Origin of the sequence: Knoellia remsis (genome assembly GCF_003002895.1) — a bacterium.
Classification (GTDB): Bacteria; Actinomycetota; Actinomycetes; order Actinomycetales; family Dermatophilaceae; genus Knoellia; species Knoellia remsis.
Genome location: NZ_PVTI01000015.1, coordinates 78335 through 90893, shown reverse-complemented (window position 1 = coordinate 90893; position 12559 = coordinate 78335). Strand labels below are relative to the sequence as shown.

The following is a 12559-nucleotide window of genomic DNA, read 5'->3' as shown; positions in this document are numbered from 1 at the left end:
CGTCCAATTGGGTGAGTTCGGGACGGGTGGGCGTGTCCACAAGCGTCCAATTGGGTGAGTTCGGGACGGGAGGTGAGCGGCCGGCATACGCGACGTGAGCGGGCGGCATACGACGCCTCGGGAGGCTGGTAAGGACTTGGCAAAGGGTCGGCAAAGGTCTGCGGCCGGCCCGCCGTGAGCCCCCGCGACGGTCCTAGGTTGCGGAGCACCAGCCCTCGACCTCGGGAGTTCCCATGTCACCGCGTCACCCCCTGCGCCGCACCCTCGGGCGCGCCCTCGCGGCCACAGCCGCCATCGCCGCGGCCGGCGCCGTCCTCGCCGCCGCCCCCAGCCAGGCGGCCACCTCGTACGTCGCCCTCGGCGACTCCTACTCGTCCGGCACCGGGACGCGCACCTACATCAACGACGGCACCTCGTGCCAGCGCTCGACCTACGCCTACCCCTCGCTCATCGCCGCGGCCAAGGGCTACACGCTCAACTTCCGAGCCTGCTCCGGTGCGCGCATCCCCGACGTGACGAACACCCAGCTCAGCGCCCTCTCCTCGACGACGGTCAAGGTCACGATCTCGGTCGGCGGCAACGATGCCGGCTTCGCCGACGTGCTCACCGAGTGCGCGATGCCGGGCTGGGCGAGCGACTGCAACGGCGCCATCGACGGCGCGCAGAACTACATCAACACCACCCTCCCGGGGCAGCTGTCGACGCTGTACGGGCAGATCCGCGCCAAGGCGCCCAACGCGAAGGTCGTCGTCGTCGGCTACCCGCGCATCTTCATGGGCGAGGACTGCAACGCCTTCACCTGGTTCTCCCCGGACGAGCAGACCCGGCTCAACCAGACCGCGGACCTGCTCAACAGCAAGACGTCGGCGCAGGCTTCGGCCCGCGGCTTCTCGTTCGCGAACCCGACGTCGCGCTTCATCGGGCACGCGGTCTGTGACAGCCCCGAGTGGATCAACGGACTGTCCGACCCGGTGAGCGAGAGCTACCACCCCAACGTCGCCGGTCACCGGGACGGCTACACGCCCGTCGTGAGCACGCCGCTGACGAGCACCACCCTCGCCGTCGACGCGGCCACGATGCGCAAGGCCGCCGCGTCCGCCGACCGCCTCGCCACGCAGCAGCGGCAGTATGCCGCCCGCGACGCCTCGATAGAGCCGAAGGAGTTCCGTCTGCCGGACCTCACGACGCCCGAGGTCAAGGCCGCGGCCGCCCGCGCCGGGGTCGACCTGTCGTCGCGCGCGAGCATCGACGCCGCCGACCGGGTGTGGTCGCAGCGCCAAGCCCGCTGACGCCCGCCACCGACGTATTGCCCGTTTGGGTCGTTCCAGCGCGGGTGCGCCGCAGGTGGTGGCGCCCGAACGGGCAGTACGGCGGGCGGTGACCCGGGGTGGGCGCCACGGCGTCAGTCCGTCACATGGCCACGCAGCAGGCGACCCAGGGCCGCTCCCTCGTCCTCGGTGTTGTTGACGTGGAACGCGAGGCGGAGCCGGCCGGCCCGCACACTCGCCACCGCACCGGCCTCGGCCATGAGTGAGGCCGCCTCATCGTCGGCCCGGACCGACCGGATGGCTCCGCCGCCCGGTGCCAGTCCGGCGGCCTCGGCGAACGCCGCCTCGACCGCCACCGCGTGCGCGTGCAGGTCCTCGACGCCGATCCCGGTGAGGAACTCCACGGATGTGGCCGTGCCCACCCACGAGAACCACGCCGGTGAGACGTCGAACCGGCGCGCGTCGTCCGCCAGTCGCAGCGGCAGGCCGTAGATCGCCTCCCACGGCGAGGCACCGGCATACCACCCGGCGTGGGCAGGCACGAGCGTGCCGAGACGGTCGGGGCGGACGGTGAGGAACGCGGTTCCGCGGGGCGAGAGCAGCCATTTGTAGGCACCGCACACGGTGTAGGCGAACCGCCCCGCGTCCACGGGCAGCCAACCGACGGCCTGCGTGAGGTCCACGAGGACGTCCGCGCCGTGCCTGGCCGCAGCGGACTCGACGGCGTCGAGGTCGACGCGCGACCCGTCGGCGGACTGCACCGCGGACACCGCGACGAGGGCCGTGCGATCCGTGACAGCGGCCGCGAGCGTCTCGAGCGGCGCCTCGACGACCCGCAGGTGCGGGCTCGCCTGCGCCGTGAAGGGGCCCGTGACACTGGTGAACTCGCCCTCGGCGACGAGGACCTCGCTGTCGGCCGGCAGGCTCGCCGCGACGAGCGAGACCAGGGGTGACACCTGGTGGCCGATCGCGACGGTGCCCGCGTCCACCCCCACGAGCCGGGCATAGGCCCGGCGGGCGCGCTCCACGTCCGCGTCGAAGTCCGGTCCCTGGACCCGACCGGCGCGCCACCGCCGCAGTACGGCGTCCATGGCGTCGCTCGTCACACGCGGTGGCAGGCCCGCGGTCGCCGTCGCGAAGTACGGTCCGTGTGCCTCGAAGTGACTGGCCCACGGCCACGCGCCCGGTCTCATGCTCCGACCCTAGCCAGTGGGTACGCTGCCGACCGTGAGCACCGATGAGCTGCACGACGTCTCGCTGCCCGAGTGGCACGAGGCCGTCTCCGCAGCCCGGGCCACCGGCTACAGCTTCTTCGACTGGCTCAGCGCCGTCGACCGCACCCACGAGGACGACGCCCCGGGCTTCGACATCGTCCTGCGGGCCCTCGACGTCTCCCACGACATGGCGCCGCTGCGCGGCATACGGCTCACGACGCGGCTGCCGGAGGGTGAGGTGATCGCCTCCGTCACCGACGTCTATGCCGGAGCCGCGTGGCACGAGCGCGAGACACACGAGATGTTCGGGGTCGCCTTCGAGGGGTTCGATGACGGGTCCGGGGCGGGGCTGCGGCCGCTGCTGCTCCCCGACGGCTTCGAGGGGGCGCCGCTGCGCAAGTCATTCGTCCTCGCCGCCCGCGCGAGCAAGCCGCGGCCCGGCGGCAAGGAACCCGGCGAGGGCCACGACTCCGCGAAGTCGCCGTCGCGCCGCCGGGTCCAGGCGCCCGGCGTGCCCGGCTCCGACTGGGGGCCGCGATGACCGCGCTCGAGATCGCGCTGCGGTCGGTGGCCGTGCTCGGCGCCTTCCTGGTCCTGCCGCTGCTCGTCGGGCAGGCCGAGCACAAGCTCATGGCGCACATGCAGGGCCGGCTCGGTCCGATGTATGCCGGTGGGTTCCACGGGTGGGCCCAGCTCGTCGCCGACGGGGTGAAGTTCGCGCAGAAGGAGGACATCACCCCGCGCGCCGCGGACCGGTGGGTCTTCCGCGTCGCGCCGTTCGTCGCGCTCATCCCGTACCTCCTTGCGCTCGCGGCGCTGCCGCTGCAGCGCGACGTCGTCGCCGTCGACGTCCCGGGCAGCGCCGTCCTCGTCCTCGCGGTCGCGAGTGTCGGGGCCCTCGGCACTCTCATGGCCGGGTGGGCCAGCGCCAACAAGTACGCCCTCCTCGGCGCCCTGCGCTCGGCCGCCCAGCTCGTCTCCTACGAGCTCCCGCTCGTCCTCGCCGTCGCGTCCGCCTGCCTCGCCGCCGGCACCCTGAGCCTCACCGGCGTCGTCGAGGCATGGAGCCCCTGGTGGCTGATCTGGCAGCTGCCCGGGGCGCTCGTCTTCCTCGTCGCGGCGCTCGCGGAGCTGCAGCGCCCGCCGTTCGACATGCCGATCGCCGACGCCGAGCTCGTCATGGGTCCGTGGACGGAGTACTCCGGGCTGCGGTTCGCGTTCTTCCTGCTCGCGGAGTATGCCGGCATCGTCGTCTTCTCTTTGCTCTTCGCGGTGCTGTGGCTGGGTGGGTGGCGTGGCCCGTTCGACGAGGCGCTCGGGTGGCTGTGGACCCTGCTCAAGGGGTTCGCCGTGGCCGTCCTCGTCATCTGGTTCCGCGTCGCCTGGCCGCGGATGCGCGAGGACCAGCTGCAGCGGCTCGCCTGGCTCGTCCTCCTGCCCGTCGCGCTGGTCCAGCTGGCGCTCACCGGAATCGGCGTGGTGATGACCCGATGACCGAACGTCACGAGCCCAAGCACGAGGCTCCCCGCGAGACGGCGCGCGCCGAGAAGGCGAGCAACGAGAAGGCAAGCAAGAGCGGCGGCCTGCTGCCCGGCATACTCAAGGGCCTCGCGACGACCGCCAAGACCGCGACGCAGCGGACGCACACGCACGAGTACCCCGACGTCGCACCCGACCTGCCGCCGCGCAGTCGCGGGGTCATCGCGCTCCTCGAGGAGAACTGCACGAGCTGCATGCTGTGCGCGCGCGAGTGCCCGGACTGGTGCATCTACATCGACTCGCACAAGGAGACGATCCCGGCAACGACGGAGGGCGGACGCGACCGGCAGCGCAACGTCCTCGACCGGTTCGCGATCGACTTCTCGCTGTGCATGTACTGCGGGATCTGCATCGAGGTGTGCCCGTTCGACGCGCTCTTCTGGAGCCCGCAGTTCGAGTACGCCGAGACCGACATCCGCGACCTGCTGCACGAGAAGGACCGGCTGGGTGGCTGGATGGAGACGGTGCCGCCACCGCCGGCTCTCGACGAGCGGGCGGCCGAGCCGGCCGAGGTGACGGCGGCGAACAAGCCGCCGCGCGCAGCGCGCGCTCCCCGTGAGCCGGGTGCTGCACGCGAGACCCGCGCACCCCGGGAGCCTCGGACGCCGCGAGAGCCTCGGGCGCCCCGGGAGCGCCCGACATGACCTCACTCGATCTCGCCTTCGCGGCGTGCGGACTGGTCGCGGTCGCGGGAGGGCTGCTCGCGGTGACGACGCGGCAGGTCGTCCACGCCGCGCTCTGGCTCGTCGTGGCGCTCCTCGGGGTGGCCGGCTGCGTCCTCGTCCTCGGCCACGAGCTCGTCGCGCTCGTCCTCGTGCTCATCTACATCGGCGCGATCGTCGTCCTCGTCCTCTTCGCGCTCATGCTCACCCGCGCGCCGATCGGACCGGACCGCACCCATGCCGTGCCGGCGTGGCGCCGCGTCGGGGCGGCGCTGGCGGGGGCGGCCACGGCGGCGCTGCTGCTCGCCGCGCTCGTGCCGCTCGCCGGGGGGTTCGGTGGCGCTGCGGTGGCGCGACGCGACACGAGCACGCAGGCGGTTGCCACCGAGCTCTTCGGGACGTGGGTGTGGCCGTTCGAGGCGCTGTCGGTGCTGCTGCTCGCGGCGCTCGTCGCGGCGCTGGCCGTCTCGCGGGGGCGTCACAACCAGGTCGAGAGGGTGGACGGAGCGGGCCAGCCGGGCCAGCCGGGCCAGGCGGGCACAGTCGATTCGCGGGCGATGCCTCGATTCGCCGGACCTCCCGCGGATCGAGACGCTCGCGGCGAGCCGAACCCGGGGGACGCGCAGTGATCCACCTCGTCGGGCCCTACGTCGTCGCCGCGCTCCTCGTCGGGATCGGCGTCATGGGCGTCCTCGCCCGCCGCAACGCCGTCCTGCTCCTCATCGGCGTCGAGCTCATCCTCTCCGGTGCGTTGCTGCTCCTCGTCACGTCGGGTGCCGCGTCACCGTCACGATGGGAGGCCTCCAGCGTCCTGCCGCTCTTCGTCATCACCATCGCCGCAGCCGAGGTCGTCGTCGCACTGGCCGTCATCCTCGCGGTGTTCCGGCACGGCGGCTCCATCGACCTCGACGCACCGACGCCCGGTGCCGACGAGGCCGATGGCCCGGGGGTCGACGGATGAGCCCGCTGACCCTCGCGTCCACCCTCGTCGGCCTGCCCGCGCTCGCATCCGTCGTCACCCTCGCGCTCCGCCGCACCCCACGCACTGCCGCGGCCATCGCCTCCCTCGTCGCCGTGGTGAGCCTCGTCGTGGCGCTCGTCGGGCTCGTCGTCGCACCCACCAGCGACGAGGCGTCCTCGATCCTCGGGGACCTGTATGCCGTCGGTGGCCTCGACCTGTCACTGCAGCTCGGCACCGGTCCGGCCACCGCGGCCGTGGCCGCCGTCGTCGCGCTCGTCGCGTGCGCGGTCCTCGTCTTCACCCAGTGGTACCTCGCCGACGACGACCGGCTCGCCGAGTTCGCCGCGACGGTCTCGCTGTTCACCGCGGCGATGATGCTCGTCGTCCACGCCCGCGACCTCGTCCTCACCCTCATCGGGTGGGAGGTCATGGGCTGGTGCTCCTACCTCCTCATCGGCCACTGGTCGCGCAAGGAGTCGGCGCGGCGCGCGGCATACAAGGCCTTCCTCGTGACCCGCGTCGCGGACATCGGCTTCGTCCTCGGCATCGTCGGTCTCGTCGCGGGTGCCGGCTCGACCGGGCTGGACGCCGTCGTGGCGTTCTGGTCGGGAACCGCGGCGGACTGCGCCGACTCGGCCACCCAGGTCGTCGGCGCCTGCGCCGCCCCCGAGCCGTGGCTGCGCTCGCTGCTCGTCTCGCTCGTCGTCATCGGCGTCCTAGGCAAGTCCGCGCAGATCCCGTTCCAGGACTGGCTTCCCGACGCGATGGAAGGCCCGACCCCGGCCTCCGCACTCATCCACGCCGCCACCATGGTCGCCGCCGGCACGGTCGTCCTCGCGCAGCTCTTCGACGTCCTCGTCGTCGCCGACGGTGCGCGTTGGCTCCTCGGCGTCGCGACCGCGATCACCATGGTGGGAGCCGCGGTCCTCGCCCTCGGCCAGTCGGACCTCAAGCGCCTCCTCGCGTGGTCGACGGTGAGCCAGGTCGCGATCATGCTCTCGGCGCTCGCGACCGCCCCCGCCGACGTCGGCCCGGACCCCGGCCTGTTCCACCTCTGGTCGCACGCGATCTTCAAGTCGCTGCTCTTCCTCACCATCGGCTGGCTGTCCGTCGTTGCGGGCTCGACCCTCGCGTCCCGGCTGCGCGGCAGCGGCAACGCCCACCAGCTCGCTCGGGTGGGGTGGCTCTTCGGTCTGCTCGCCCTCGCGGGCGCACCGTTCGTCGTCGGCGGACTGTCCAAGGAGCACGTCATCGTCACTGCCTACGAGGGCGCCGTCGGCGCGGGCGGTCCCGGTGTCATCGTCCTCGCCGCACTCCTCGTGACCGTCGTCCTCACCGCCGCGTATGCGATGCGTGCGCACCTCGTCGTCGACGCTCCCGACCCGCTTCCCGAGGCCTCCGCAGCGGCGCGTATGCCGTCCGCTCCCGTCCTCGTCGCGCTCGCCGTCCTCACGGTGCTCACCGTCGTCGGCGGGCTGGTCATGATCACCGGGCTGTTCGAGCTCGAGCGGGCCTCCGTGGTGTGGATGCTGCTCACGACGCTGCTCATCGTCATCGGCGGCGGCCTCGCCTGGCTGGCCCGCGGGTCGGGCGACCCGCGGGACGCGTTCGTCCGGACGGCGCGGCAGCGCGAGCTGGCGGACCGCGGACTCGGCGTCGACACGGCATACCGCGCGCTCGTCGCCCGCCCGGTTCTCGGGCTCGCCCGCGTCGTCGCCTTCCTCGACCGCGAGGTCGTCGACGGCTACGTGCGCGGCGCGGCCGCGTCGGCGGGGATCGCCGGCTGGCTCACCGCCCGGGGACACCGGCGCGAGGCCGCCTCGGGTGGCGTGGCTCTCGTCGCCGTTGGGCTCCTGGTCGCGGCGGGGACGGCGGTGCTCACGTGGCGCTGATCCTCATGCTCCTGGTCCCCGGGGCGGTCGGGCTGTGGCTCGTCACCGGCGGGCGTGCGCTGGCGCCGGCGACCGCGCGTGTCGCCGCGCTCGTGGCGGCGTGCGTGGGAGGAGCGGTCGCGGTCTGGGCCTCCGTGACGCGTCCGGACGTCGACCGGGCGTGGATCCCGAGCCTCGGGGTCCGCTGGCACCTCGACATCGACGGCATCAGCGCGCCGCTCGTCGTGCTCACCGCGGTCATCGGGGTGCTCGTCGTCGTGCACGCCTGGGTCGAGCAGCCGTGGCTCGACGAGGCTAAGAGCACACCCGACGGGACAGGCCGGATCAGCGAAAGAGGCAGTGCCGCAACGTATCTGGGCTGTCTGCTTCTCGTCGTCACCGGGGCGCTGGCGGTCTTCGCAGCCCGCGACGCGCTGCTCTTCTTCATCGCCTTCGAGGTCGTCCTCGTCCCGATGTGGGTGCTCATCGGACGCTACGGCGACCCGCACAGCGCGGCGAAGCGGGCCGATGCGTCCGCTCGGTTCATCCTCTACACCGCTGTCGGATCGACGCTCATGCTCGTCGGCATCCTCGTCCTCGTGACGCGCACCGGTACGGCCGCCCTCGACGAGCTGCCCTCTGCCGCAGCCGGTCTCGACATCGGCACACAGACCCTCGCCGCCGTCCTGCTCACCCTCGGGCTCGCGGTCAAGGTGCCGGTCTTCCCGCTGCACACCTGGCTCCCCGCCGCGCACACGACGGCTCCCACGGCCGGCTCGGTGCTCCTCGCGGCCGTCCTGCTCAAGCTCGGCACCTACGGTCTCGTGCGGCTGCCCATCGCGTCGGTGCCGGACGGTTTCGCCCGCATCGCTCCGGTCCTCGCGGTCGCCGGGGTCGTCGGCATCATCTGGGGCGGGCTCATCTGCCTCGTCGAGCGCGACCTCAAGCGGCTCATCGCCTTCTCATCGGTGGCGCACATGGGGTTCGTCGTCCTCGGCCTGGCGTCCGGCACCGAGCTCGGTCTGCAGGCCGCGCTCATCGGCAACATCGCGCACGGCATCGTGTCGGCCCTGCTCTTCGTCGTCGTCGGCGGGCTCAAGCACCGGTGGGGTTCGGTCGACCTCGACGTCATCCGGCCCGCGCTGCGCGAGGTCGCGCCGCGCCTCGGCTTCGCCCTGGTCCTCGGCCTCGCGGCAGCCCTCGGACTGCCCGGTCTCGCGGTCTTCTGGGGAGAGTTCCTCGCGCTCGTCGGGGCGTGGAGCGCCGCCGAGCACACCGGCCTCCTGCGCGCGTGCGTCGTCGTGGCGGCGGTCGGGGCGGCGCTGGCGGCGGCCTACGCACTCCGTGTCGCGCGCATCGTGTGGGTCGGTGATGCGGTTCCGGAGGCCGAGCTGGCCAGCGCCCGTGCAGCCACTCCGGACACCCGGGGTGCCGAGCTCGCCGTCCTCTCCGTCCTGGGTGTCGCAACCGTCGCCCTCGGCCTCGTGCCGATGATCGTCCTCTCCGTGACCGCCGACGCGGCCGCCGCCCTGCTGGGAGGATCCCGATGACCCTCGCCATCGACTGGGTTCTCCTGCTGCCCGCGCTGCTGCCCGCCGCGGCCATGCTGCTCGTCCTGCTCGTCGACGCAGCGGTGCCGGGGGCGCGTCGGGTCATGGCTGTGGTCGCCGCCCTCGGCCTGGCGGCCGGCGCCGCGACGGCGGTGCCCGGGATCCTCGCCGCGGACGAGCGGCTGACGCTGTGCACGGCAGCCCCGGACGGCCGGTGCCTCTGGGACGGTGGCCCGCTGCCGAGCACCCTCCAGGCAGGGATCCTTCTCGCCACCCTCGCGGTCCTGGCGCTCGTGTCGGTGCGACGCGTCGGCGTCGTCGACCTCACCCTGTTGCTCGCGTCGGCCGCGGGCGGCACGGCCGTCGTCGCCTCGCGTGACCTCGGGACGTGGCTCGTCACCCTCGAGCTCGCCACCCTGCCGGTCATCGCGCTCGTCGCGTGGCGGGACCGTCGGGCCGCGACGCACGGCGCGCTCACCCTGCTGACGACGTCGCTGGTGTCCTTCGGGCTGCTGGTCCTCGGTGCCGCGCTGTGGGTCCTCGGCACCGGCGACCCGACCCTCACGGGCGAGTCGCTCGCCGCGGCCTGGGCCGCGCCCGAGCGGCGACCGGTGCTGACGCTCGCCGCCGTCGTCCTCGTCGCCGGGCTGGCGTTCAAGCTCTCCGCCGTCCCGTTCCACGCCTGGACCCCGCCCACCCTGACCGCGGGGCCGCTGCCGGTCGCCGCGCTCCTCGCTTCGGCGAGCAAGCTCGCCGCGGTCGGCGCACTCGTCGTCGTCCTCGCCCCGTGGGAGTCGGTCGTCGGGGCGAACCCCGGCCCGCACGCCCTCGTCAGCGTCCTCGTCGGACTCACCGTCGCGTCGATGCTCGTCGGCACGGTCATGGCGCTGCGCCAGACCGAGGTCGTGCGGCTCCTCGCGTGGTCGACCGTCGCGCAGGCCGGCTGGGTCGTCCTGCCGCTCACCGCCCTCTCTGCCGCCGGCCGTGGCGCGGCGGTCGCCTACACGATCGTGTATGCCGTGGCCGCGCTCGTCGCCTTCGCTGCGGTCCGAGCCACGCACGGACCGCGCGTGGAGGACCACCGCGACCTCACGGCATACCGAGGGATCCTCCGGCGCGACCCGGTCGCGGGCGGGACGCTCGCACTGGCGCTCCTCGTCCTCGCGGGTCTGCCGCCTGGTGTCATCGGGCTCGTCGCCAAGGTCGTTGCCCTCGGGCCACCGGTCGCCGCCGGGCTGTGGCCGGTCGCGGTCGTCGCCGTCATCGCGGCGGTGCTCGGGATCGCCGTGTACGTCCGCTGGTTCGCGGTGCTCTTCGGCCGCCCCGACGACGCGAGCGCACCGGTTCGGCCCCGGCGGCGACGGGCGAGCGTCGCCGTGGCGGTGGTCGGGACCGCCGTCATCGTCGTCCTCAGCGTCCTGCCCCAGCTTCTGCTCGGCCCCCTCGCCTGAGCGGGCCCGTCCCGACTCGGCCGCCCCGTCCCGATCTCACCCAATTGGACGGTAGGGCACGCGACCCGGCGTGTGCCGTTGGCAGGCAGTCTTGGAGAGCGCAGGTGGTCAGGCGGGCTGGCGCTCGGCGGCGACGCGGGAGCCGAGTGACACGGCGAGGTCGAACGCGTTCTGGCTCGGGCCGAGGTTGGCCTTGCCGGTGCCGACGAGCTCGAAGGCGGTGCCGTGGGCCGGCGTGCAGATCGGCACGGGCAGGCCGCCCTGGACGGTCACCCCCCGGTCGAAGCCCATGAGCTTCATCGCGATCTGGCCCTGGTCGTGGTACATCGTCACGACGCCGTCGTAGTCACCGGCCTTGGCGCTGATGAAGATCGTGTCGCAGGGGTAGGGGCCGCTGGCTTCGATGCCCTCGACCTGGGCGAGCTTCACGCCCGGTGCGATGTGCTCGATCTCCTCGCGACCGAACTGGCCGTTCTCGCCGGCGTGCGGGTTGAGCGCGCAGACCGCGAGGCGCGGCGACTCGATGCCGGAGCCCTTGAGGACGTCGTCGAGGAGCCGGATGGCATCGAGGACCGAGGTGGCGTTGATCCGCTGGGCCACGCCGGAGAGCGGGATGTGCGAGGTGACGCGCGACGTGACGAGGCCGGGCACGAAGTTCAGCTCGGAGGTGACCCCCTCGTGGCCGAGCTGCTTGGCGAACCAGCGCAGCTCGTCCTCCTCGTTCATCCCGGCGAGGTGCAGTGAGGCCTTGTTGAGCGGCGTGAACATGATGGAGTCCACGCGGCCCTCCTCGTAGAGGCGCAGCGCCTTCTCGAGGTCACCCATGACCCGCGCGCCGGCGGCCTTGCTCACCTTCTGCCGCTCGACCGGGGTCGTCGGCCCACCGGCACCGACGAGGGTCACGTGACCGGCGCCCGGCTCGTCCTCGACGGGGACCTCGACCCCGGCCTCGGCGCACGCCGCGGCGAACTCGTCGGCCTCGGCGAGGACGAGGACCTGCGCGCGGGCGAGGTTGGCGGGCTCGGCGAGGAGCCGGCAGGCGAGCTCCGGGCCGATGCCGGCGGGGTCGCCGAGCGTGAGGGCGATGCGGGGCAAGGTGGTGGCGGACATGAGGCTCCCAAGGTATGCCGGTACGTTTCCTATAGGATTCTGCCTTCGCCGGGACGTTGTCAAGGGTCCGTCAGCCCCGGCGGGCCGTCGTGGCGGTGCGGCCGACGCTGCGTCAGGCGTCCTCGGACTCGGCGAGCGAGCGCTGGCGGACCCCGCCCAGATGAGCGCGCATCGTCTCCTCGGTCGCGTCGGCGTCGCCGGTGACGGCAGCCCGCAGGATGGCCGCGTGCTCGGCCACAGCCAGGTCGACGTCGGTGACGCCGTGCCCGGCCGACTGGCGCATGCGGTGCACCTGCGGTGACAGCGACTCGGCGAGCTGCAGCAGGTAGGTGTTGTGGCAGTGTTCGAAGAAGGTGCGGTGGAAGGCCCAGTCCGCGTCGTAGTAGCGGCGCAGGGCGGCCCAGGCGGCACCGTCCTCGCCGGTGTCGGCCTGGGCCTCCTTGACCTCGGAGGCGGCGACGACGTGGTCGGCATGAGCGGCTTTGAGGTGCAGAATCGCGTTGTCGGACAACGGAACTGCGCCACGCACTGCAGCCAGCTCGAGGACGGTACGGGCGTCGACGAGCTCCGCCATGCGCTCCCGCGTGAGCGGGGGCGCGACGCGGTACCCCTTGAGGGCGGCACGGGTGACGAGTCCGGTGTGCTCGAGCTGGACCATCGCCTCGCGCACGGGCGTGGGGGAGACGCCCAGCTGCCGGGCGAGACCGTCGATGCTCAGGCTCTGCCCGGGCTGGACGTCGCCCTCGAGGAGCAGCTCGAGGATCGAGTCGTGGACCCCATCGCGCAGCGCGCGCCGCTCCACCGGCAGCGCGTCCGCTGTGGGCCGCATCGCGGTGCGGAGGGCGGATCGGGGCGAGCCGGTGTCGGTGGTCACGGAGTCCTCGGTCATTGCGGCACAGAGTAGCGAAGGGGTTTACAACATCATGATCATAG

General features: G+C 73.0%; 12 protein-coding genes. 9 read left to right on the top strand and 3 right to left on the bottom strand.

The annotated features are described in order from the left end of the window. Window positions 1-233 precede the first annotated feature (233 nt). On the top strand, window positions 234-1289 hold the full coding sequence (locus BCF74_RS10350; RefSeq protein ID WP_106297878.1) for an SGNH/GDSL hydrolase family protein: 1056 nt from the start codon (window positions 234-236) through the stop codon (window positions 1287-1289). 113 nt (window positions 1290-1402) lie between these two features. Here BCF74_RS10350 and BCF74_RS10345 read toward each other — a convergent pair whose 3' ends face one another. Then, window positions 1403-2461, bottom strand: coding sequence for an aminotransferase class V-fold PLP-dependent enzyme (locus BCF74_RS10345; RefSeq protein WP_106297877.1), 1059 nt, complete (start codon window positions 2459-2461; stop codon window positions 1403-1405). A 34-nt stretch (window positions 2462-2495) separates the two neighbouring features. Here BCF74_RS10345 and BCF74_RS10340 point away from each other — a divergent pair, with 34 nt between their 5' ends. The 8 genes from BCF74_RS10340 to BCF74_RS10305 are packed head-to-tail and all read left to right on the top strand — an operon-like array spanning window position 2496 to window position 10516. Then, on the top strand, window positions 2496-3023 hold the full coding sequence (locus BCF74_RS10340) for an NADH-quinone oxidoreductase subunit C (protein ID WP_106297885.1): 528 nt from the start codon (window positions 2496-2498) through the stop codon (window positions 3021-3023). Beyond that, window positions 3020-3976 carry a complex I subunit 1/NuoH family protein gene (locus BCF74_RS10335; protein WP_106297876.1) on the top strand — a complete coding sequence of 319 codons (957 nt, stop codon included), beginning with the start codon at window positions 3020-3022 and terminating at the stop codon, window positions 3974-3976. Before BCF74_RS10340 ends, BCF74_RS10335 begins: the two co-directional genes overlap by 4 nt. Beyond that, a complete protein-coding gene (locus tag BCF74_RS10330; RefSeq protein ID WP_106297875.1) occupies window positions 3973-4665 on the top strand; it encodes a NuoI/complex I 23 kDa subunit family protein in 693 nt (230 codons plus the stop codon). The genes BCF74_RS10335 and BCF74_RS10330 overlap by 4 nt, the downstream gene beginning before the upstream one ends. After that, a complete protein-coding gene (locus BCF74_RS10325) occupies window positions 4662-5312 on the top strand; it encodes an NADH-quinone oxidoreductase subunit J family protein (RefSeq protein WP_106297874.1) in 651 nt (216 codons plus the stop codon). The genes BCF74_RS10330 and BCF74_RS10325 overlap by 4 nt, the downstream gene beginning before the upstream one ends. Continuing rightward, window positions 5309-5644, top strand: a complete 336-nt coding sequence (gene nuoK / locus BCF74_RS10320) for an NADH-quinone oxidoreductase subunit NuoK (protein WP_106297873.1) — start codon at window positions 5309-5311, stop codon at window positions 5642-5644. The genes BCF74_RS10325 and nuoK overlap by 4 nt, the downstream gene beginning before the upstream one ends. After that, window positions 5641-7536 (top strand): NADH-quinone oxidoreductase subunit 5 family protein, encoded by a 1896-nt coding sequence (locus BCF74_RS10315; RefSeq protein ID WP_106297872.1) that lies wholly within the window; start codon window positions 5641-5643, stop codon window positions 7534-7536. Before nuoK ends, BCF74_RS10315 begins: the two co-directional genes overlap by 4 nt. Further along, on the top strand, window positions 7527-9065 hold the full coding sequence (locus BCF74_RS10310; RefSeq protein ID WP_106297871.1) for a complex I subunit 4 family protein: 1539 nt from the start codon (window positions 7527-7529) through the stop codon (window positions 9063-9065). The genes BCF74_RS10315 and BCF74_RS10310 overlap by 10 nt, the downstream gene beginning before the upstream one ends. Beyond that, window positions 9062-10516 carry a proton-conducting transporter transmembrane domain-containing protein gene (locus tag BCF74_RS10305; RefSeq protein ID WP_106297870.1) on the top strand — a complete coding sequence of 485 codons (1455 nt, stop codon included), beginning with the start codon at window positions 9062-9064 and terminating at the stop codon, window positions 10514-10516. The genes BCF74_RS10310 and BCF74_RS10305 overlap by 4 nt, the downstream gene beginning before the upstream one ends. Window positions 10517-10624: 108 nt before the next feature. Here the strand turns inward: BCF74_RS10305 and BCF74_RS10300 are convergent, their stop codons facing one another. Next, window positions 10625-11626, bottom strand: a complete 1002-nt coding sequence (locus BCF74_RS10300; protein ID WP_106297869.1) for a 4-hydroxythreonine-4-phosphate dehydrogenase PdxA — start codon at window positions 11624-11626, stop codon at window positions 10625-10627. A 112-nt stretch (window positions 11627-11738) separates the two neighbouring features. After that, the gene (locus BCF74_RS10295) at window positions 11739-12515 is read right to left on the bottom strand and encodes a GntR family transcriptional regulator (RefSeq protein ID WP_218279242.1); all 777 of its coding nucleotides are present in this window, start codon (window positions 12513-12515) and stop codon (window positions 11739-11741) included. Window positions 12516-12559: the final 44 nt, after the last annotated feature.

Bases quoted from the DNA above. Each gene is read 5' to 3' on its own strand.
- BCF74_RS10300 (WP_106297869.1), bottom strand. From the start codon at position 11,626: ATGTCCGCCACCACCTTGCCCCGCATCGCCCTCACGCTCGGCGACCCC.
- BCF74_RS10345 (WP_106297877.1), bottom strand. From the start codon at position 2,461: ATGAGACCGGGCGCGTGGCCGTGGGCCAGTCACTTCGAGGCACACGGA.
- BCF74_RS10295 (WP_218279242.1), bottom strand. From the start codon at position 12,515: ATGACCGAGGACTCCGTGACCACCGACACCGGCTCGCCCCGATCCGCC.
- BCF74_RS10335 (WP_106297876.1), top strand. From the start codon at position 3,020: ATGACCGCGCTCGAGATCGCGCTGCGGTCGGTGGCCGTGCTCGGCGCC.
- BCF74_RS10315 (WP_106297872.1), top strand. From the start codon at position 5,641: ATGAGCCCGCTGACCCTCGCGTCCACCCTCGTCGGCCTGCCCGCGCTC.
- BCF74_RS10350 (WP_106297878.1), top strand. From the start codon at position 234: ATGTCACCGCGTCACCCCCTGCGCCGCACCCTCGGGCGCGCCCTCGCG.
- BCF74_RS10325 (WP_106297874.1), top strand. From the start codon at position 4,662: ATGACCTCACTCGATCTCGCCTTCGCGGCGTGCGGACTGGTCGCGGTC.
- BCF74_RS10305 (WP_106297870.1), top strand. From the start codon at position 9,062: ATGACCCTCGCCATCGACTGGGTTCTCCTGCTGCCCGCGCTGCTGCCC.
- BCF74_RS10330 (WP_106297875.1), top strand. From the start codon at position 3,973: ATGACCGAACGTCACGAGCCCAAGCACGAGGCTCCCCGCGAGACGGCG.